This is a genomic window from Pseudomonas sp. PSB18 (genome assembly GCF_014596565.1).
In the GTDB taxonomy this organism is placed as follows: Bacteria; Pseudomonadota; Gammaproteobacteria; order Pseudomonadales; family Pseudomonadaceae; genus Aquipseudomonas.
In genome coordinates this window covers 114,954-134,607 of the sequence record NZ_NOIN01000004.1, presented here as the reverse complement: position 1 = coordinate 134,607, position 19,654 = coordinate 114,954, and the positions used below count along the sequence as shown (strand labels likewise).

Sequence of the window (19,654 nt, the reverse complement as noted above, 5' to 3'; positions counted from 1 at the left end):
GGCGTTTTGCTTTCTAGCGGCAGTGCTACTCCTTTGCTATCGTGGCGCCCGCCACAGTTCAGTGCTGCCAACCCTTGTCTTATAGACCCCAAGGACGACCCCATGAGCACCCCGTTACCCGGCATCGGCATGGACAACAGCCTTTCCCAGTTCATGGCCCGCCAACGCATCGAAAGCCAGATCAACCTGCCAAGGCTGTTCGCCGCCATTGACGCCGACCCTGGCATCGTTGGCGCTGGCGTGGTGTATATCGATGCGGAGTTCAACGTGGTGACCCTGCGGGAATTCAAGCCGATCTGCAGCATCAAGCCCAAGCGGATCATCCTGCGCGAGGCGCAGAAGTACATAACACCGGAGCAATTCGCCCAGCAGGTGCAGAGCAACCCCCGCGAATCGCGCCTGGTTATGGAAGCGGTGAACACTACTCTGTCTTGTGCGGGTGCGTTGATCAGTTGGTCGGTGATCGCCAGCGGGACCCTGTTGATACCCTTCAGTGCCGGTGCCAGCGGTGTCATGGTCGCCATTGCCTGGACGGCGGCGGGGGCCAGCAGTCTGCAATGCGTCAACGGCCTTGCTCGTACCACGCTTGAAGTCGCCAAACCCGAAGTGAACGACTGGCTGGACAGCGAAGGTTGGTACCAGAACGTCTCGATAGGTCTGGATGCGGCGTCGCTGGTGGGCGTGGGTGCTTCGGCATTGACGACGATCAAGTTGGTGAGGGTCGCCAAGGCTTCGACGGGCAAGACCATGCGGGAAGTCCTGAGGGGATTGAACAGGCAGGAACGAGCCAAGTTGACCAAGGAGCTATTGAGCATCAACGACCCGCGCCTGACGTCAAAGATGCTCAAGCTGAAGCAACTTGCTGGGTCCTTGCCCAAGCGCTATACGACCGCGGAGCTCAGGCACGGCACCATCACCCAGATCAAGGACTCCCTCGGAGCTGCCATCGGACTGACCGGAAGTGCGTTGTCAGGCAATGTCAAAACCATCGCCATTGGTCTGTACGAAGAGTTCGATGAATGAACAAGGAACTGACGCTCCGGGTGTTCTTCCAGCGGCACTTCCTTGGCTTCATCGCGGCCATCTTCACCGCTTACCTTTCCGTTGCCTTGGCTCTTGCGCTGGCGTTCGTCACCTATTTCCGATCATGGCCTCTGAAGGACAGCGGCATCTACATCATGCTGGCTGGTGCTGTGGTCACCCTGCTGGTGGCCCACGGTAACCTGATGGTCCTGTGGGGACGACCGCGCTGGGTGTGGCTGCTGGTGGGGGTGTTTGTTGCCTGCCTGGCGTTTGTGCTGCCGATGATTTACTTCGCCCCTCATCAAGTGCTTTATGGGCTGGCTGTGTTGTTTCCGCTATTAGGCTTGCTGTTGCTCAACAGCAAACGGCACCGCGAAATGCGCAGCAAACTGGTCGAAATTCGCCATCAGCGTGAACGCCTCTCCCAAGCGATAAAGACCTCACGCTCGCGCCGCTGAGTCGATTCGCTACGATCCCCCGCCACATTTATGTGCACTTCTGTGCACGGGAAGTCGGGCATCGTTCGGTTTTAGTGCTCTACTGCCTTGAGTAGACGAAGAAAGTGTCCGGCCAGCCTGCATGGCATAAGTCTTGCGCCGCTTTCTATTCCGCCCAGGTTTGCAGGAGGCACGCCGTGTCGATCCATGTCGCATTGCATCACGTCACGCATTACCGTTACGACCGGGCCGTTGAACTCGGCCCGCAGATCGTGCGCCTGCGCCCCGCGCCCCACAGCCGTACGCGGATTCTTTCCTATGCGTTGAAGGTTTCGCCTGAGCAGCACTTCATCAACTGGCAGCAGGATCCCCAAGGCAATTACCTGGCGCGCCTGGTATTCCCCGAGAAAACCAAAGAATTGCGGATCGAGGTCGATCTGCTGGCGGAAATGGCGGTGTTCAATCCGTTCGATTTTTTCCTCGAACCCTACGCCGAAAAGATTCCATTCACCTACGGGGCCGATGAGAGACACGAGCTGATGCCGTACCTGGAGACGTTGCCGCTGACGCCGAAATTCAAGGCGTACCTGGATGGCATCGACCGCACGCCGCTGCCGGCGGTGGATTTCCTGGTGGCGCTCAACCAGCGCCTGCACGATGACATCAGCTATTTGATCCGCATGGAGCCCGGTGTCCAGACCCCGGAGCATACCCTGGCGCAAGCGTCCGGTTCCTGCCGCGACTCGGCCTGGTTGCTGGTGCAACTGTTGCGACACCTGGGCCTGGCCGCACGGTTCGTCTCCGGTTACCTGATTCAATTGACCGCCGATGTGAAAAGCCTCGACGGTCCGTCCGGTACCGAAGTGGACTTCACCGACCTGCATGCCTGGTGCGAGGTCTACCTGCCCGGCGCCGGCTGGATCGGCCTGGATGCGACGTCCGGCCTGTTTGCTGGCGAAGGGCATATCCCGCTGGCTTGCAGCCCCGATCCTTCATCGGCGGCGCCGATCACGGGCCTGGTGGAGCCTTGCGAGTGCGAATTCAGCCATGAAATGTCCGTGGAGCGGGTCTGGGAAGCGCCGCGGGTGACCAAGCCCTACACCGAGGAGCAATGGCGGGCGATCCAGGCATTGGGCCGACAGATCGACGCTTACCTGCTGGAAGGCGATGTGCGGCTGACCATGGGCGGCGAGCCGACCTTCGTGTCCATCGATGATCCGGACGGCGCCGAGTGGAACACCGCGGCGCTCGGCCCGGACAAGCGCCGGCTCTCCGCCGAGTTGTTCCAACGCATGCGCAAGCACTACGCGCCCCAGGGGCTGGTGCATTTCGGCCAGGGCAAGTGGTACCCCGGCGAACAGTTACCACGCTGGTCCCTCAACTGCTACTGGCGGCGTGACGGCGTGCCGATCTGGCAGAACAGCAGCTTGATCGCGGACGAGCAGCGGGACTACGGCGCCGATGGCGAGATGGCCGGACGTTTTCTGACCAGCGTGGCTGAGCGTTTGAACATACCCGCGCGCTTCGTGTTTCCGGCCTACGAAGACAACTTCTATTACCTCTGGCGCGAAGGCGCGTTGCCTTCGAATGTCAGCGCCCAGGATCCGCACCTGGACGATGCGCTGGAGCGGGCACGGTTGCGCAAGGTCTTCAGCCAGGGCCTGGATAAAGTGATTGGCCAGGTCCTGCCACTGGCCCGCACCGCCAAGGGCGATCAATGGCAGAGCGGTCGCTGGTACCTGCGGGACAACCACTGCCGATTGGTGCCGGGGGATTCGCCCCTGGGCTATCGCTTGCCGCTGGCGTCCCAGCCTTGGGTAACGGCAGCCGAGTATCCGTTCATCCACCCGACCGACCCTAATCAGGATTTGCCTGAGCTGCCCGGTGCCGAAAAGCTGGCCCGTCACGGCGAGGCGCTGATTGAAGAGGATCGGGTGCCGGAAATCGACGTGTCCGCCGACTGGCTGACCCGCACCGCATTCTGTGCCGAGGCCCGCGAAGGTCGGTTGTATCTGTTCATGCCGCCACTGGAGCGGGTCGAGGATTATCTTGAACTGGTCAGCGCCATCGAAGCCACCGCCGAGGAACTGCAGTGCCCGGTGCTGTTGGAAGGCTACGAGCCACCGTTCGATCAACGCCTGGGCAACTTCCGTATCACGCCCGATCCGGGGGTGATTGAAGTGAACGTGCAACCTTCGGCGTCCTGGGATGAATTGGTCGAGCGTACCGAATTCCTCTACGAACAGGCACGACAAACCCGGCTGACCACCGAAAAGTTCATGATCGATGGTCGGCACACCGGTACGGGCGGCGGTAACCATTTCGTCCTCGGCGGTGCAACACCGGCCGACTCACCATTCCTTCGACGCCCCGATCTGCTGCGCAGCCTGATCAGCTACTGGCATAACCATCCGTCCTTGTCCTACCTGTTTTCCGGATTGTTCATCGGCCCGACGTCCCAGGCGCCCCGGGTGGACGAAGCCCGTAACGACGCGCTGTACGAATTGGAAATCGCTTTTGCGCAGATGCCGGAGCCCGGCGAGGAATGTCCGCCCTGGCTGGTCGACCGGTTATTGCGCAACCTGCTGATCGACGTGACCGGCAACACCCACCGTGCCGAATTCTGTATCGACAAGCTGTATTCACCGGACGGCGCCACCGGGCGTCTCGGCCTGCTGGAGTTGCGCGCCTTTGAGATGCCGCCGCACGCCCGCATGAGCCTGGTCCAGCAATTACTGTTGCGGGCGCTGGTGGCGCGGTTTTGGCGCGAACCTTATGCACCGGCCAAACTGGCGCGCTGGGGCACCGAGCTGCATGACCGGTTCCTGTTGCCCCACTTCATCGAACAGGACTTCGCCGATGTCATCGACGAACTGAATACCGCCGGTTACCCGCTGCGGGCCGAGTGGTTCGCCGCGCACCTGGAGTTCCGCTTCCCGAAAGTGGGTGACTACGCGGCGGGCGGTATCGAGTTGCAATTGCGTCAGGCCCTGGAACCCTGGCATGTACTGGGGGAAGAGGGCGCAGTCGGAGGCACCGTGCGCTATGTGGATTCATCCCTGGAGCGCTTGCAGGTCAAGCTCAGCGGCCTGGCCCCGCAACGGTATCTGCTGACGTGCAACGGTGTACCTGTACCGCTGCAATCCACCGGCCGGGTCGGAGAGTTCGTTGCCGGGGTGCGTTTCCGTGCCTGGCAGCCGGCCAGTTGCCTGCAGCCAACCATCCCGGTCCACGCGCCGCTGGTCTTCGATCTGCTCGACACCTGGATGCAACGTTCGGTAGGCGGTTGCCAGTACCACGTAGCCCACCCGGGCGGGCGCAATTACGATAGCCTGCCGGTGAATGCCAACGAGGCCGAGAGCCGGCGGATGGCGCGTTTCTTCCGTCTGGGGCACACACCTGGGAAACTGCCGATACCCAATCTGGAGGTGGATGACGAGTTCCCGCTGACGCTTGATCTGCGACGTTTTCAAGGAGCCCTGAACACACAAGGAAACTGAAGAGGTATACCTTTGGCGAAGGGATTTTCTGTGGCGAGGGGATTTATTGTGGCGAGGGGATTTATCCCCGTTGGGGCGAAGCCCCCCCATAATTAATGCCTGCCACACCGCGGTACCTGGATTGGGGCTGCTGCGCAGCCGAGCGGGGATAAATCCCCTCGCCACAGAAAACCTCCTCCCACAGAGGTATTGCGCCGGTCCAGCGGTTCACATGCCAAGCCATGGCATCTATCCGGGCATCACGCCCTTGCGCTAGTCTCACCTTTCACTGCCGTCTGCCGAGCTTTCCATGCCTGACCTGCTTGACCGTTACCCGCTGACAACGGGCACTTATCACGAACTGCTGGACGACAGCGGCGCGGTGCGTCCCCACTGGCGGCGGCTGTTCGACCAGTTGCAGCGCAGCACGCCGGCCCAGTTGATGCAGCGCCAGGCCTTGCTGGCGCGACAGATCCAGGAAAATGGCGTCACCTATAACGTCTATGCCGATCCGAAGGGCGCCGACCGGCCATGGGAGCTGGACCTGCTGCCCCACATCGTCGATGCGCAGGAATGGAAGCAACTGTCGGCCGGTATTGCCCAACGCGCACGGTTGCTCAACGCAGTGCTGGCCGACCTCTACGGGCCGCAGCGGCTGATCAGCGAGGGCCTGTTGCCGGCGGAGCTGGTATTCGGGCACAACAACTTCCTCTGGCCCTGCCAGGGCATCAGCCCGCCGGACGGGATTTTCCTGCATTTGTATGCCGTGGACCTGGCGCGCACACCCGACGGGCGTTGGTGGGTCACGGCGGATCGGACCCAGGCACCTTCCGGGGCCGGTTATGCGCTGGAGAACCGCATGATCGTCTCTCGCGCCTTCCCCGACCTCTATCGCGATCTGAAGGTCCAGCACCTGTCCGGTTTCTTTCGCACCTTGCAGGAAACCCTTGCCCGGCAGGCCCCCAGTGAGGGCGAGCCGCCCCTGGTAGTGCTGTTGACGCCGGGGCGCTTCAACGAAAGCTATTTCGAACACCTTTACCTGGCGCGCCAGCTTGGCTATCCGCTGGTGGAAGGGAGCGACCTGACCGTTCGCGACGCCACGGTCTACCTCAAGACCCTCAGCGGGCTGCGTCGGGTCCACGCGATCATGCGCCGGCTCGACGATGATTTTTGCGATCCGCTGGAGCTGCGTACCGATTCGGCCCTGGGTGTGCCGGGGCTGCTGGAGGCGGTGCGCCAAGGTCGGGTGCTGGTGGCCAACGCCTTGGGCAGCGGCGTGCTGGAGTCGCCGGGCCTGTTGGGGTTCCTGCCGAAGATCTGCCAGTTCCTGTTCGGTGAAGACCTGCTGCTGCCCTCCATCGCCACCTGGTGGTGCGGCGAGCCGCCGGTGTTGGCCCAGGCCCTGGAAAAGCTGCCTCAACTGTTGATCAAGCCGGCGTTCCCTTCCCAGAGCTTCAAGCCGGTGTTCGGTCGTGACCTGAGTGAGGAGCAGCGCGACCGCCTGGCGGCGCGGATCCAGGCGCGGCCCTACGCCTATGTGGCCCAGGAACTGGCGCAATTGTCCCAGGCCCCGATCTGGCAGGCCGAGGATGGCCAGTTGCAGCCGCGGGCCATTGGCATGCGCGTGTATGCGGTGTCCGGTGAGGACGATTATCGGGTGCTGCCGGGCGGCTTGACCCGCGTGGCGGCCGAGGCCGATGCCGAAGTGGTGTCGATGCAGCGTGGCGGCGCCAGTAAGGACACCTGGGTGCTGGGAGAGCAGGCACCTGGCAGTGAACAATGGAAGGCCCAGCGTACCGTGGGCGTTCACGACCTGGTCCGGCGGGATCCGTACCTGCCATCCCGGGTGGTGGAAAACCTGTTCTGGTTCGGCCGTTATTGCGAACGCTGCGATGACAGCGCGCGCCTGCTGCGGATCATGCTGGCGCGTTATGTCGATGGCGATGATCCGCAGGCCCTGCAATCGGCGGTCTCCCTGGGGGAAAGCCTGATGCTGCTGCCCGAAGAGGGCGAGCTGCCCGAGCGCCTGCTGGCGGCGTTGCTGGGCGACGATTGGTCGTTCAGCCTGCGCTCCAACCTGCAGCGCCTGCAGTGGGCGGCCTCGCAGGTGCGTGGCAAGTTGTCCCGGGAGAACTGGCAGGCGTTGGTGGAGTTGCAGCGCGAGGCTCTGGAGCTGGAAACCGACGAAGCGGATTTCGGCGAACTGCTGGATTTCCTCAATCGGCTGGTGATGTCCCTGGCGGCGCTTTCCGGCTTCGCTCTGGACGACATGACCCGTGACGAGGGCTGGCGCTTCCTGATGATCGGCCGGCGCCTGGAGCGCCTGCAATTTCTCAGCAGCAGTCTGGCCGCATTCCTGCGGGGCGAGGCGGTGTTCGATCAGGCCGGGTTGGAGTGGCTGCTGGAACTGGGCAACAGCAGCATCACCTACCGCTTGCGTTACCTGGCGGTCGCCCAGCTGATCCCGGTGCTCGACCTGTTGCTGCTGGACGAGCAGAACCCCCATGCGGTGCTCTTCCAGTTGAAACTGGTGACCCGTACCCTCAAGCGCCTGAACGATGACTTTGGCGCACCCAGGGAAACCGCGTTGCCGGAGTTGGTGACGCGCCTGTCGCGCTTTGACCTGCGGTGCCTGGAGAATCCGCTGTTCGGCGAAGCCAGCCTGCGCGCAGCGCTCGATGGCCTGGCCGACCTGTTGCAGGAAGTGGCGGACATCAGCGGCCAGGTGTCGGATCGCCTGGCCTTGCGTCATTTTGCCCACGTCGATGACGTCAGCCAACGCACGGTGTCCGTATGATGAGCGCCCGCTACCAGATTCTTCACGACACCCATTACCACTACGACAGCCCGGTGTCCCTGGCCCAGCAGCTTGCCCACCTGTGGCCACGACCCTGTGATTGGCAGCGGTGCACCGATCGGCAGTTATTGATCAGCCCTGAGCCGACGACCCGTCGGGATGAACTGGATGTCTTCGGTAATCCACTGACCCGCCTGGCTTTCGAACGGCCCCATGACGAGTTGCTGGTCAACGCCCGCTTGAGTATCGAGGTGCTGGCCCGTCCCGAGCTGGACTTCAACCTGTCGCCGGCCTGGGAGTCGACCTGCCAGGCGCTGACCTACAGCAGCCGGCCGTTGTCCGAGGCGTTGCTGGACGCGTGTCGCTACCGTTTCGAGTCACCTTACGTGCACCTCAAGCGCAGCTTCGTCGAGTTTTCCGAAAACTGTTTTCCGCCCGGCCGCCCGTTGATGCTTTGCATCCGGGCCTTGATGGAGAAGATTTTCGACGAGTTCACGTTCGATGCCGAAGCAACCCAGGTGGCGACGCCGCTGGTGGAGGTGCTGGAGCGACGGCGCGGCGTATGCCAGGACTTTGCCCACCTGATGCTGGCCTGCGTGCGCTCCCGGGGGCTGGCGGCGCGTTACGTCAGCGGCTACCTGCTGACTCAGCCACCGCCCGGCCAGCCCCGGCTGATTGGCGCCGATGCGTCCCACGCCTGGATCTCGGTGTTTTGCCCGACGCTGGGCTGGGTAGATTTCGATCCGACCAACAACGTACAGCCCGCCCTGGAACATATCACCCTGGCCTGGGGCCGGGATTTCTCCGACGTGTCGCCGTTGCGCGGGGTGATCCTGGGGGGCGGTAACCACGATCCCGAAGTGCGAGTGACGGTGATGCCGCTGGAGTGATGCAGGGCTTGGTCTGAGAGAAGGCTGCAGGAGCATGGCTTGTCCTGTGGGAGCATGGCTTGCTCTGTGGGAGCATGGCTTGCCCGCGATCGGGATGTAGCGGCTGAACTGAAAACCGCGAGGCCCATCGCGAGCAAGCTTTGCTCCCACAGGAACTGCGTGCTTCCATGGGGGCCGCATGGTTCATAGGCGCTGTGATTTATTGGAGGGCGATATGTTTCCGGTTTCCATCAAAGGCGTGCTGCAATCCCCCGATGGCCTGGTCGTGCTCATGCTCAACGAGCGGGATGAGTGGGAGTTGCCCGGCGGGCGAATCGAATTGGGTGAAACGGCGCCGCAATGCCTGGCCCGGGAAATCATCGAGGAACTCGCGGTGGAGGTGAGCGTAGGGGAGTCGCTGGATTCCTATCTGTTCGAAGTCATCCCCGGCAGGCACGTGTTCATCTCCACTTACCGCTGCCAATTGGTGGGCGGCTTCGTGCCGACGGTCAGCCATGAGCACAAGGAGATCGGGCTCTTCAAGCCGGACCAGTTACCGGCCAACCTGCCTGAAGGTTACCGCGCCTCGATTGCCAAAGCCTTGCAAGGGTGAGGGCCAAAGAGCCCTCGCGCCGGTTCTCAGAGGGCTTTCTGCTCGGCCCATTTCGGCTGTACCGAGGGTTGCCATTCATCCAGCGCATCGAGCAGGTCATGTGCTGACTCGCTCACTTGCAGCATGTCGCGATGGGCTGCGCGGACGAAACCTTCGTCGACGATATGGTCGAGGAACCCGGTGAGTTTGTTGTAGAAACCATTCACTTCCAACAGGCCCAACGGTTTGCCGTGGTAGCCGAGCTGGCCCCAGGTCCAGACTTCGAACAGTTCCTCCAGGGTGCCGAGGCCACCGGGCAGGGCGATGAAGGCGTCGCTGAGTTCGGCCATGCGCGCTTTGCGGGCGTGCATACCGTCCACCACTTCCAGGCGGGTCAGGCCACCGTGGCCGATTTCCTTGTCCTTCAGGCTTTGCGGAATGATGCCGATGACCTCGCCCCCGGCCGCCAGGGCCGCGTCGGCAACGATGCCCATCAGGCCGACGGCGCCGCCGCCATAGACCAGGGTGAGCTTGCGTTCGGCCAATGCTCGCCCCAGGGCTTGCGCCGCTTCACGGTAGGCGGGATTGGAGCCGGTGCTGGCGCCGCAGAATACACAAACAGACGCGATGGACATGCTTTACTCCTGAGTCGGTAATCGCAGCAGAGTAAAGCCTGGCCGCTGTCCTGTGCAAAGTACGCAAGGGCATCAAGCCTCGCGCGCAGGTTTTTCGTAGGTGCCACTGGCGCCGCAGGCATAGGCGGCGAGCAGGCTGCATAACAGGCTGTTGAAGTTCATGACAGGCCTCCATTGGGTTGATGGGGCTGATCATAGGCGGACGTCGTGCGTCTGGCCGGTTGATTGTATCCATCAGGCTGATAGCCTTAAGTTGTATACAATTTTTGATTCAGGTCATAGGAACTTGTCTGAAATTGAGGCAGTCTTCCCCTTTGAAGGAATTTTCTAACCATGCCTTGGAGATTTATGATGTTTGCCAAACTTGTAGCAGTATCCCTGTTGACACTGGCCAGCAGCCAACTGATGGCAGCGGAGTGCAAGATCACCATCGACTCGACTGATCAGATGTCCTTCAGTACCAAGGCCATCGAGATCGACAAGAGCTGCAAGACCTTCACCGTTGAGCTGACCCATTCGGGCAACTTGGCAAAAAATGTCATGGGCCATAACTGGGTCTTGAGCAAAGAAGCCGACATGCAGCCGATCGCGACCGATGGCCTGGGCGCCGGTATCGACGATAACTACCTGAAGAAAGGGGACACTCGTGTCATCGCCCACACCAAGATCATCGGTGCCAATGAGAAAGATTCGGTGACCTTTGACGTGTCGAAGCTAGATGCCGCTGAGAAGTATGGCTTCTTCTGCTCGTTCCCGGGCCACATCTCGATGATGAAAGGCACCGTGACCCTGAAGTAATTCTTCAGGCATAAAAAAGCGCCCCATGCAGGGTAATGCCAGTCAGTTAAGGATCAAACGGTACAACCCTGTGGGAGCAAAGCTTGCTCGCGATAGCGACAGATCAGTCAACATTGTTGCCGACTGACTTACCGCAATCGCGAGCAAGCTTTGCTCCCACAGGCTTTTCGGATCGGCTATGGAGCGTACGGCAACACCCGCTTGTGCTCGGTCTTGCGATAAGTCTCGCAGATGATCCGGGCCGCTTCTTCGCGAATGGTCTGGCCGTGCAAAAAGGCATCGATTTCCCCATAGGTCACGCCGTGGGCGGCCTCGTCGGGTTTCCCCGGGGACAGGTCCTCGAGATCGGCGGTGGGGACTTTTTCCACCAGCGATTCCGGCGCTCCGAAGTCACGGGCGATGGCCCGGACCTGATTCTTCACCAGGCCGCTCAGGGGCGCCAGGTCACAGGCGCCGTCACCGAACTTGGTGAAGAAACCCATCACGGCTTCAGCCGCATGATCGGTGCCGACCACCAGGCCTTGCTCGGCACCGGCGATGGCGTACTGCGCCACCATGCGCATCCGCGCCTTGGAGTTACCCAGCACGAAATCCCGCGCGCCCGGCGTCTTGCCTTCGAATGCCAGGACTTCCTTGGCCAGGGCCTTGACCGCCGGGCCGATGTTGACGGTGTGGCGTTCATCCGGCTCGATGAAGTCCACGCAGGCTTGTGCTTCGTGCTCATCGAACTGGGTTTCGTACGGTAGGCGCACGGCGATGAACTTGTAAGCCGGGTTACCGGTTTTTTCCCGCAACTCGCGCATGGCGCGCTGGGCCAGCAGGCCGGCTGTCAACGAATCGACCCCGCCGCTGATCCCCAACACCAGGCTCTTGAGCCCGGAGTTGACGAGGCAGTCCTGGATAAAGCTGACCCGGCGCGCGATTTCGGCCTTGAGGGCGGCGTCATCGGCGAACGGTGGCTGGACCTTGAGCTGTTCAGCAATCTCACGCTGTACGGCTTGCATGAATTCACTCCTTGCTTGATATGCCAGAAAGGGTGGCAGGTACTTGGAAAACGTGTCGCATGTAGGCGACGAAATTCGGATCCTTGCAGTGGGTCTTGCCGGGCTCGTCTGAAATCTTGGCCACGGGTTGCCCGTCACAGCTGATCATTTTAAGCACGATACTCATGGGCTCGACGCCCGGGATGTCGCAGGTCAGGTTGGTGCCAATACCGAAGCTGACATTGATGCGACCACGCAATGCACGGAAAATCTCCAGGCATTTGGGCAGGGTCAGACTGTCGGAGAACACCAGGGTCTTGCTCATCGGGTCGATCCCCAGCTTGTGGTAGTGGGCGATGGCTTTCTCCGCCCAGGCCACCGGGTCACCCGAATCATGGCGAAGGCCGTCGAACAGCTTGGCGAAGAACAGATCGAAGTCCGTCAGGAAGGCGTCCATGGTGATGCAGTCGGTCAGCGCGATCCCCAGCAGGCCCCGGTACTCGCGCACCCAGCAATCGAGGGCGGCGATCTGGCTGTCGATCAGCCGCGGGCCCAGTTGCTGGTGGGCCATGATCCACTCATGGGCCATGGTGCCCAGAGGTTTCATGTCCAGCTCCCGGGACAGGTGCACGTTGCTGGTGCCGACGAAGCGCCCGGGGAAATCGTGCTTGAGCACGTTCACCACTTCTTCCTGGGTGCGGTAGGAAAACCGGCGACGGGTACCGAAGTCCGCCACTTGCAGCTCTGACAATTCCTCGGTGCTGGCGTTGGCGCTCAGCCAGTCGAACTTGCGATACAACTGCTCCCGTGCTTGCTCCAGGATGACCTCGCGGTAGCGATAGCGATTGCGCACTTCGCTGACGATGGCCAGCAGCGGCACTTCGAAGAGGATCACATGCAACCACGGCCCGCGCAGGCGGATGAACAACTCGCCATTTTCGATGCCGGTGTACACGTAGCGCAGATTGAAACGAAACAGGCCCAGGAAACGCAGGAAATCCGGCTTCAGGAAGCTGATGCGCTCCAGGAAACCCAGCTGATCGGCGCTCAGGTTGAGCTCGGCCAGGCGTTCGATCTGGAAGCGGATCTCCGCCAGATAGGGACGCAGGTCCTCGCTGTTGCGGCAACGAAACTCCCATTCGACTTCGACGTTGGGGTAGTTGTGCAGGACCGCCTGCATCATCGTCAACTTGTAGAAGTCGGTGTCGAGCAGGTTCTGCACGATGCGATCGGCAAATACACTCTCGCTCATGACGGGTATCTCCAGACAGTTCGCTGCAGCGGGCAGCGTCGGACAGCGGTTTGTGGTGCTAGTGGCGCATAACCCTTGGGGTGATTGCCAGTGTTTTTTGGTTGCAGCGTTCCTGATGGCAGGAGATTTATCTGTGGTAAGAGGACTCTTCTGTGGCCAGGGTGTGTGGGTGGTTATTTTTTCGCATCAGCCATCTGCTCCAACATCCACTCCACAAAGTACCTGACCTTGGGCACCTCTGCCGAATGCTCGGGATAAGCCATGTAATAGGCGTTGGTGCTGGGCATGGCGTGCTGCCACGGGATGACCAGTTTGCCGTCTGCCAGTTCTTCCTCCACCAGAAAGCGCGGCAGCAGGGCGACGCCGCAACCGACCTGGGCGGCGCGGATGCACATGTAGAACGTTTCGAAGCGCGGCCCGTGATAGCTGTGTTCGGTGTGATGCCCCTGGTCGGCGAACCAGTCATGCCAGGCCTGGGGGCGTGACGCGTTCTGCAACAGCACCAGGTCGGCCAGTTGCGTCGGGTTGGTGAAGGGGGTATCCGGCAGGCAGCCCGGCGCGCAGACCGGCACCAGTTCTTCGCCGAACAGCTCCAGGGATTCGGTGCCAGGTCGTGAGCCCTGGCCGAAATAGAAAGCCATGTCGCTGCGCCCCTGCAGCAAGTCGTCGGGCTCCTGCTCGCTGCACAGGTCCAGGTGGATCTTCGGATGCCGCAGGCGCCAGCCTTTGAGGCGCGGCACCAGCCAGCGTGCACCGAAGGTCGGGGGCGTGGAGACTCGCAGGACTTCGGTGTCGCCACCGTAGGAGCGCAGGTAGTGGGTAGACATTTCGACCTGGGTGAGAATTTTCCGCACTTCGCCCAGGTACAAGTCGCCGGCCGGTGTCAGTTGCAAGCGCCGGCGCACGCGGCGGAACAGCAGGTGCTGCAAGAGCTCCTCGAGCTGCGCGACCTGCTTGCTGACGGCACTCTGGGTCAGGTGCAATTCTTCGGCGGCACGGGTGAAGCTCAGGTGACGGGTCACCGCTTCGAAACATTGCAGCGCCGTAATCGACGGTAAGTAGCGTTTATTGAGCATCGGTGAGGCCTATTTGCGGTGGCTCGATGTATCCGTTCATGGGGCAGCATGAATAAACGGAATGATATCTCGCTTAAAGGTCGTTTGTTGGCAAGACTCGGGCCAGCTACAACTACAGTCCTGATCAGCCGTGATCGTCCGGCTGCCGTTTTTTTGTCTTTCGCTTGAGGAATTAACCATGGTTGCTGCATTGCTTGATCGCCTGGGGGTCGCCCCGGCCCTGTACCAGAACGGCACACAGCCGGTGCATTCGCCCATCGACGGCAGTCGCATCGGCGCGGTGAACTGGGAAGGCGCGGCCGAAGTCGAGCAGCAGGTCAGCCGCGCTCAACATGCCTTCGATCTGTGGCGCCAGGTGCCAGCCCCACGTCGCGGCGAGCTGGTGCGCCAGTTTGGCGACCTGCTGCGTGAATACAAGGCCGATCTCGGCGAGCTGGTGTCGTGGGAAGCCGGCAAGATTACCCAGGAAGGCCTGGGTGAAGTGCAGGAAATGATCGACATCTGCGATTTCGCCGTCGGCCTGTCCCGTCAATTGTATGGCCTGACCATCGCCTCCGAGCGTCCGGGCCACCACATGCGTGAATCCTGGCATCCGCTGGGCGTGGTCGGGGTGATCAGCGCGTTCAACTTCCCTGTCGCGGTCTGGGCCTGGAACACCACACTGGCCCTGGTGTGCGGCGATTCGGTGATCTGGAAGCCTTCGGAAAAGACCCCGCTCACCGCCCTGGCGTGCCAGGCGCTGTTCGAGCGGGCACTGAAGAGCTTCGGCGATGCGCCCGAGTATCTGTGCCAAGTGATCATCGGCGGTCGCGATGCCGGTGCAGCATTGGTGGATGACCCGCGCGTGGCGTTGATCAGCGCCACCGGCAGCACCCGCATGGGCCGGGAAGTGGCGCCGAAAGTCGCCGCGCGTTTTGCCCGCAGCATCCTTGAACTGGGTGGCAACAATGCGATGATCCTGGCGCCGAGTGCCGACCTGGACATGGCCGTGCGCGCCATTCTGTTCAGCGCCGTCGGTACCGCCGGTCAGCGTTGCACCACCCTGCGCCGCCTGATCGCCCATGAGTCGGTGAAAGAAGAAATCGTCACCCGTCTCAAGGCCGCCTATTCGAAAGTGCGCATCGGTCATCCGCTGGAAGGCAACTTGGTCGGGCCGCTGATTGACAAGCACAGCTTCGACAACATGCAGGACGCCCTGGAGCAGGCCTTGAGCGAAGGGGGCCGCGTATTCGGCGGCAAGCGCCAGCTCGAAGACCAGTTCCCGAATGCCTATTACGTGTCGCCGGCCATCGTCGAGATGCCGGAGCAAAGCGACGTGGTCCGCCACGAAACCTTCGCACCGATCCTGTATGTGATCGGCTACAAGGACTTCGCCGAGGCCCTGCACCTGAACAACGCCGTGCCCCAGGGCCTGTCGTCCTGCATCTTCACCACTGACGTGCGTGAAGCCGAGCAGTTCATGTCCGCCGTGGGCAGCGATTGCGGCATCGCCAACGTCAACATCGGCCCGAGCGGCGCTGAAATCGGCGGTGCTTTCGGCGGTGAGAAAGAAACCGGCGGTGGTCGCGAATCCGGCTCCGACTCGTGGCGCGCGTACATGCGTCGCCAGACCAACACCGTCAACTACTCGCTGGAGTTGCCGTTGGCCCAGGGGATTACGTTCGACTGAGGTTGAGTGAAGGGGATCTTCCTTCCATGAAGATCCCTGTGGGAGCGAGCCTGCTCGCGATGGCGGTCGATCAATCGACATCAGTGTTGAATGAGCGTCGCCATCGCGAGCAGACTCGCTCCCACCCTTGAAAGGTGTGATGGTTGGGTTTCATTTCCGGAGTCTGGCAATGCCGTTACGCGAAGAATGTCTATGGGAAAAACTGACGCCGCAAAGGCCTGAAAACACTGCGCTCACGGGGGCGGTCACGGTAGACGTCTGCGTGATTGGCGCAGGCTTCACCGGGTTGTCGGCGGCGGTGCATTTGCTGGAACAAGGCAAGCGTGTCGCGGTGCTGGAGGCTCAACGGACCGGACACGGCGGTTCGGGGCGCAATGTCGGGCTGGTGAACGCGGGCCTGTGGATTCCGCCGGACGAGATCGAGGCCGGCTTCGGCGAAGCTGTCGGCAGCCAGCTCAACCGCATGCTGGGTGCAGCTCCGGCGTTGGTGTTCAGCCTTGTCGACAAGTACAACATCGATTGCCAGTTGCGCCGCGAAGGCACGCTGCACATGGCCCATAACGCCCGGGGCGAGGCGGACCTGCGCAGTCGTGAAGAACAATGGAAGCGCCGTGGCGCGCCGGTGGAACTGCTCACCGGCCAGGCCTGTGTCGACGCCACAGGCACGTCGAAAATCGCCGCGGCCTTGCTGGATCGACGCGCCGGTACGCTCAATCCGATGGCCTACGTCAGCGGATTGGCCAAGGCGGCGACGGACCTGGGCGGCCAATTGTTTGACCACTCTCCCGTGACCCGCCTGGAACGCCAGGGCCAGCGCTGGTCGGTACAGACGGCCCAGGGTTCGGTACTGGCCGAGCAAGTGGTAATCGCCTCCAATGCCTACACCGAAGGCGAATGGACTGAACTGCGGCGCAACTTCTTCCCCGGCTATTACTACCAGGTGGCTTCCGTCCCGTTGACCGACGAGGCGGCACAACGCATCTTGCCGGGCGGCCAGGGGTCGTGGGACACCCGTCAGGTATTGAGCAGCATTCGCCGCGACAAGGACGGTCGTCTGTTGCTGGGCAGCCTGGGCAATGGCAACCGCAAGCCCACCTGGTTCCTCAAGGCCTGGGCGGACCGGGTGCAGCAGCACTACTTCCCCTACCTCAAGTCGGTGGAGTGGGAGTCCACCTGGACCGGCTGCATCGCCTTCACCCCCGACCATCTGATGCGCCTGTTCGAGCCGGCGCCCGGTTTGGTGGCGGTCACAGGCTACAACGGGCGGGGCGTGACCACCGGTACGGTGGTGGGCAAGGCCTTTGCCGATTACCTGTGCCATGGCGACGCGAAAGCGTTACCGATTCCCTTTGCGCCGATGCAACCGGTGACCGGGGCGGGGGTGCGCAGTTGCCTGTATGAGGCGGGTTTTTCGCTGTATCACGCGGGCCAGTGCTTGCGGATCGTCATTTGAGTGTTGAAAAGTGTTGCCGAAACCGACGTTTTCTGGCGTAACGTCTAGCCTGTAATGGTGCGGGTTGTAGCAGTTGTGCACCGACAGTGTGCAGTTCGGTGACGCAGGTTGTTACAGACTGGTTGCACGTACTTTCGGGCGATGGTTGCAATGATGGCTCAAGGAGGGTTGTACTCGGCTAGGCAAAAGGTTGCACCTCGTGCGATTTAGACGGTTGCACGCCCTGTGAAAAAGGGCCCGAAACAGTCGAAATAACAATAAAGCAGCGACTTTTTTCAGAATAAAAAACCGATGGCACGGCCCTTGCTCTGAGCTTTTCAGTGAAGTCGCAGTGCCAACTAAAAAAAACCTTGGAGCACCACCTCATGTCCCAGACGTTTTACAAGAAAGGCTTTCTGGCCCTCGCCGTTACCGCAGCGATGGGTGTTTCCGCGTTTGCCCATGCTGACTTCAAGATCGGTGTAGCGGGTCCCATGACCGGCGCCAACGCAGCGTTTGGCGAGCAGTACATGAAAGGGGCGCAGGCGGCAGCGGACGAAATCAACGCCAAGGGCGGCGTGAACGGCGAGAAGATCGTGCTGGTGAAAGGTGACGACGCCTGCGAGCCGAAGCAGGCCGTGGCCGTGGCCAACCGTTTTGTCGACCAGGACAAGGTAAATGCCGTGGTCGGTCACTTCTGCTCCTCGTCGACCATCCCGGCCTCCGAGGTCTATGGTGACGCCGATATCATGGCCATCACCCCAGGTTCCACCAACCCGGCTGTCACCGAGCGTGGCCTGAACGCAATGTTCCGCATGTGCGGTCGTGACGACCAGCAGGGCATTGTCGCCGGCGACTACATTGTCGACGTGCTCAAGGGCAAGAAAGTCGTGGTGCTGCATGACAAGGACACCTATGGCCAGGGCCTGGCGGATGCCACCAAGGCGCAACTGACCAAGCGTGGCGTGACCCCGGTGCTGTACGAAGGCCTGACCCGTGGCGAGAAAGACTTCAGCGCCGTGGTCACCAAGATCCGTGCCGCTGGTGCCGACGTGGTCTACTTCGGTGGCCTGCACCCGGAAGCCGGCCCGCTGGTTCGCCAACTGCGTGAGCAAGGCCTCAAGGACGTGAAATTCATGTCCGACGACGGCATCGTGACCGACGAACTGGTGACCACCGCCGGCGGCGCGCAATACGTCGATGGCGTGTACATGACCTTCGGTGCCGACCCACGCCTGCTGCCGGACAGCAAGTCCGTGGTAGACGCATTCCGTGCCAAGGGTACCGAGCCGGAAGGCTACACCCTGTATGCCTACGCTTCCGTCCAGACCCTGGCGGCCGCTTTCAACGGTGCCAAGTCGAGCAAGACCGACGCCGCGGCCGAGTGGCTCAAGAGCAACCCGGTCCAGACCGTGATGGGCAAGAAGGAATGGGACAAGAAGGGCGACCTGAAGATCTCCGACTACGTGGTCTACCAGTGGGACAAGGACGGCAAATACCATCAGTTGGAAAAACAGAAGTGACATGAGCGGTTGATCTGCCTGGCGCCCCTGGGTGCCGGGCAGTTCCTCGCGTCCATGCAGTACCTGCCTTTTTCTCCCGAAAGCTGTGCGCCCTCCGTGTAGCCTCGGCGGCTGAACCCCGGTCCGTCGCTGCGGTGTGCGTGCAGTCTTTCAAATGCGTGAGATTGCGTTATGGATGGTATTTTCCTGCAGCAACTGATCAACGGCCTGACCCTCGGGTCGGTCTATGGTCTGATCGCCATCGGCTACACAATGGTCTACGGCATCATCGGCATGATCAACTTCGCCCACGGCGAGGTTTACATGATTTCCGCGTACCTCGCGGCAATCAGTCTGGCTCTGCTGGCTTACTTCGGTATTGAATCCTTTCCGCTTATGATCCTCGGCACCCTCGTGTTCACGGTCGTGGTCACCGGGGTATACGGCTGGGTCATCGAACGCGTCGCCTATAAACCGCTGCGCAACTCCACCCGCCTGGCACCGCTGATCAGTGCCATCGGCATTTCGCTGATCCTGCAGAACTATGCGCAGATCAGCCAGGGCGCCCGCCAACAGGGTGTGCCGACACTGCTTGAAGGCGCCATGCGCGTCGATATCGGCACCGGCTTCGTCCAGCTCACCTACACCAAGATCTTCATCCTGATCGCCGCATTCGCCGGGATGGCCTTGCTGACCTACATCATCAAGTACACCAAGCTGGGACGCATGTGTCGTGCCACCCAGCAAGACCGCAAGATGGCCTCGATCCTGGGGATCAACACCGACCGGGTGATTTCCTACGTGTTCATCATCGGGGCGGCCATGGCGGCCCTGGCCGGTGTGCTGATCACCATGAACTACGGCACGTTCGACTTCTATGCCGGCTTCATCATCGGCATCAAGGCGTTCACCGCGGCGGTCCTCGGTGGCATCGGTTCCCTGCCTGGGGCGATGCTCGGCGGGATCATCCTCGGAATCTCCGAGTCGCTGTTCTCCGGTCTGATCAACTCCGACTACAAAGACGTATTCAGTTTCTCCCTGTTGGTGATGATCCTGATTTTCCGTCCCCAAGGCCTGTTGGGTCGCCCACTCGTGGCGAAGGTATAAGTA

General features: G+C 61.5%; 15 protein-coding genes. 11 read left to right on the top strand and 4 right to left on the bottom strand.

The annotated features are described in order from the left end of the window. Window positions 1-102 precede the first annotated feature (102 nt). The 6 genes from CGA22_RS11625 to CGA22_RS11600 all read left to right on the top strand — a co-directional run bounded on the left by CGA22_RS11625 (window position 103) and on the right by CGA22_RS11600 (window position 9,218). Window positions 103-1,023, top strand: a complete 921-nt coding sequence (locus CGA22_RS11625; protein ID WP_041024065.1) for a hypothetical protein — start codon at window positions 103-105, stop codon at window positions 1,021-1,023. Continuing rightward, window positions 1,020-1,481 carry a membrane protein gene (locus tag CGA22_RS11620; RefSeq protein WP_041024066.1) on the top strand — a complete coding sequence of 154 codons (462 nt, stop codon included), beginning with the start codon at window positions 1,020-1,022 and terminating at the stop codon, window positions 1,479-1,481. The genes CGA22_RS11625 and CGA22_RS11620 overlap by 4 nt, the downstream gene beginning before the upstream one ends. A gap of 176 nt (window positions 1,482-1,657) precedes the next feature. Then, complete coding sequence (locus CGA22_RS11615; RefSeq protein ID WP_188258590.1) at window positions 1,658-4,960, top strand: DUF2126 domain-containing protein; 3,303 nt, start codon at window positions 1,658-1,660, stop codon at window positions 4,958-4,960. A 289-nt stretch (window positions 4,961-5,249) separates the two neighbouring features. Then, the gene (locus tag CGA22_RS11610; RefSeq protein ID WP_041023520.1) at window positions 5,250-7,736 is read left to right on the top strand and encodes a circularly permuted type 2 ATP-grasp protein; all 2,487 of its coding nucleotides are present in this window, start codon (window positions 5,250-5,252) and stop codon (window positions 7,734-7,736) included. Continuing rightward, the gene (locus tag CGA22_RS11605) at window positions 7,736-8,626 is read left to right on the top strand and encodes a transglutaminase N-terminal domain-containing protein (protein ID WP_041023521.1); all 891 of its coding nucleotides are present in this window, start codon (window positions 7,736-7,738) and stop codon (window positions 8,624-8,626) included. Before CGA22_RS11610 ends, CGA22_RS11605 begins: the two co-directional genes overlap by 1 nt. A 214-nt stretch (window positions 8,627-8,840) precedes the next feature. Further along, a complete protein-coding gene (locus CGA22_RS11600; protein WP_041023522.1) occupies window positions 8,841-9,218 on the top strand; it encodes an NUDIX hydrolase in 378 nt (125 codons plus the stop codon). A 26-nt stretch (window positions 9,219-9,244) separates the two neighbouring features. Here the strand turns inward: CGA22_RS11600 and CGA22_RS11595 are convergent, their stop codons facing one another. Continuing rightward, window positions 9,245-9,832 carry a TIGR00730 family Rossman fold protein gene (locus tag CGA22_RS11595; RefSeq protein ID WP_041023523.1) on the bottom strand — a complete coding sequence of 196 codons (588 nt, stop codon included), beginning with the start codon at window positions 9,830-9,832 and terminating at the stop codon, window positions 9,245-9,247. A gap of 351 nt (window positions 9,833-10,183) precedes the next feature. Between CGA22_RS11595 and azu the strand changes: the two genes are divergently transcribed. Continuing rightward, window positions 10,184-10,630, top strand: a complete 447-nt coding sequence (azu, locus tag CGA22_RS11590) for an azurin (RefSeq protein ID WP_041023533.1) — start codon at window positions 10,184-10,186, stop codon at window positions 10,628-10,630. A gap of 176 nt (window positions 10,631-10,806) precedes the next feature. On the opposite strand, the gene nadE is transcribed toward azu, so the two are convergent. From nadE to CGA22_RS11575, 3 genes are all read right to left on the bottom strand, one after another. Then, on the bottom strand, window positions 10,807-11,634 hold the full coding sequence (gene nadE / locus CGA22_RS11585; protein WP_041023524.1) for an ammonia-dependent NAD(+) synthetase: 828 nt from the start codon (window positions 11,632-11,634) through the stop codon (window positions 10,807-10,809). Between the two features lie 4 nt (window positions 11,635-11,638). After that, the gene (gene pncB, locus CGA22_RS11580; RefSeq protein ID WP_041023525.1) at window positions 11,639-12,865 is read right to left on the bottom strand and encodes a nicotinate phosphoribosyltransferase; all 1,227 of its coding nucleotides are present in this window, start codon (window positions 12,863-12,865) and stop codon (window positions 11,639-11,641) included. A gap of 173 nt (window positions 12,866-13,038) precedes the next feature. Then, window positions 13,039-13,941, bottom strand: a complete 903-nt coding sequence (locus CGA22_RS11575; protein WP_041023526.1) for a LysR family transcriptional regulator — start codon at window positions 13,939-13,941, stop codon at window positions 13,039-13,041. Window positions 13,942-14,119: 178 nt separating this feature from the next. Here CGA22_RS11575 and CGA22_RS11570 point away from each other — a divergent pair, with 178 nt between their 5' ends. The 4 genes from CGA22_RS11570 to CGA22_RS11555 all read left to right on the top strand — a co-directional run bounded on the left by CGA22_RS11570 (window position 14,120) and on the right by CGA22_RS11555 (window position 19,651). Further along, window positions 14,120-15,610, top strand: a complete 1,491-nt coding sequence (locus CGA22_RS11570) for an aldehyde dehydrogenase family protein (protein WP_041023527.1) — start codon at window positions 14,120-14,122, stop codon at window positions 15,608-15,610. 169 nt (window positions 15,611-15,779) lie between these two features. Next, a complete protein-coding gene (locus CGA22_RS11565; RefSeq protein WP_041023528.1) occupies window positions 15,780-17,063 on the top strand; it encodes an NAD(P)/FAD-dependent oxidoreductase in 1,284 nt (427 codons plus the stop codon). A 365-nt stretch (window positions 17,064-17,428) separates the two neighbouring features. Beyond that, a complete protein-coding gene (locus tag CGA22_RS11560; protein WP_041023529.1) occupies window positions 17,429-18,565 on the top strand; it encodes a branched-chain amino acid ABC transporter substrate-binding protein in 1,137 nt (378 codons plus the stop codon). Window positions 18,566-18,736: 171 nt separating this feature from the next. Beyond that, window positions 18,737-19,651 carry an ABC transporter permease subunit gene (locus CGA22_RS11555; RefSeq protein WP_041023530.1) on the top strand — a complete coding sequence of 305 codons (915 nt, stop codon included), beginning with the start codon at window positions 18,737-18,739 and terminating at the stop codon, window positions 19,649-19,651. The last annotated feature ends 3 nt before the right edge of the window (window positions 19,652-19,654 follow it).

What these genes read in the sequence shown, in the direction of transcription:
- CGA22_RS11625 (WP_041024065.1), top strand. Translation starts at nt 103, where the DNA reads ATGAGCACCCCGTTACCCGGCATCGGCATGGACAACAGCCTTTCCCAG.
- CGA22_RS11620 (WP_041024066.1), top strand. Translation starts at nt 1,020, where the DNA reads ATGAACAAGGAACTGACGCTCCGGGTGTTCTTCCAGCGGCACTTCCTT.
- CGA22_RS11610 (WP_041023520.1), top strand. Translation starts at nt 5,250, where the DNA reads ATGCCTGACCTGCTTGACCGTTACCCGCTGACAACGGGCACTTATCAC.
- CGA22_RS11605 (WP_041023521.1), top strand. Translation starts at nt 7,736, where the DNA reads ATGAGCGCCCGCTACCAGATTCTTCACGACACCCATTACCACTACGAC.
- CGA22_RS11600 (WP_041023522.1), top strand. Translation starts at nt 8,841, where the DNA reads ATGTTTCCGGTTTCCATCAAAGGCGTGCTGCAATCCCCCGATGGCCTG.
- CGA22_RS11595 (WP_041023523.1), bottom strand. Translation starts at nt 9,832, where the DNA reads ATGTCCATCGCGTCTGTTTGTGTATTCTGCGGCGCCAGCACCGGCTCC.
- azu (WP_041023533.1), top strand. Translation starts at nt 10,184, where the DNA reads ATGTTTGCCAAACTTGTAGCAGTATCCCTGTTGACACTGGCCAGCAGC.
- nadE (WP_041023524.1), bottom strand. Translation starts at nt 11,634, where the DNA reads ATGCAAGCCGTACAGCGTGAGATTGCTGAACAGCTCAAGGTCCAGCCA.
- pncB (WP_041023525.1), bottom strand. Translation starts at nt 12,865, where the DNA reads ATGAGCGAGAGTGTATTTGCCGATCGCATCGTGCAGAACCTGCTCGAC.
- CGA22_RS11575 (WP_041023526.1), bottom strand. Translation starts at nt 13,941, where the DNA reads ATGCTCAATAAACGCTACTTACCGTCGATTACGGCGCTGCAATGTTTC.
- CGA22_RS11570 (WP_041023527.1), top strand. Translation starts at nt 14,120, where the DNA reads ATGGTTGCTGCATTGCTTGATCGCCTGGGGGTCGCCCCGGCCCTGTAC.
- CGA22_RS11565 (WP_041023528.1), top strand. Translation starts at nt 15,780, where the DNA reads ATGCCGTTACGCGAAGAATGTCTATGGGAAAAACTGACGCCGCAAAGG.
- CGA22_RS11560 (WP_041023529.1), top strand. Translation starts at nt 17,429, where the DNA reads ATGTCCCAGACGTTTTACAAGAAAGGCTTTCTGGCCCTCGCCGTTACC.
- CGA22_RS11555 (WP_041023530.1), top strand. Translation starts at nt 18,737, where the DNA reads ATGGATGGTATTTTCCTGCAGCAACTGATCAACGGCCTGACCCTCGGG.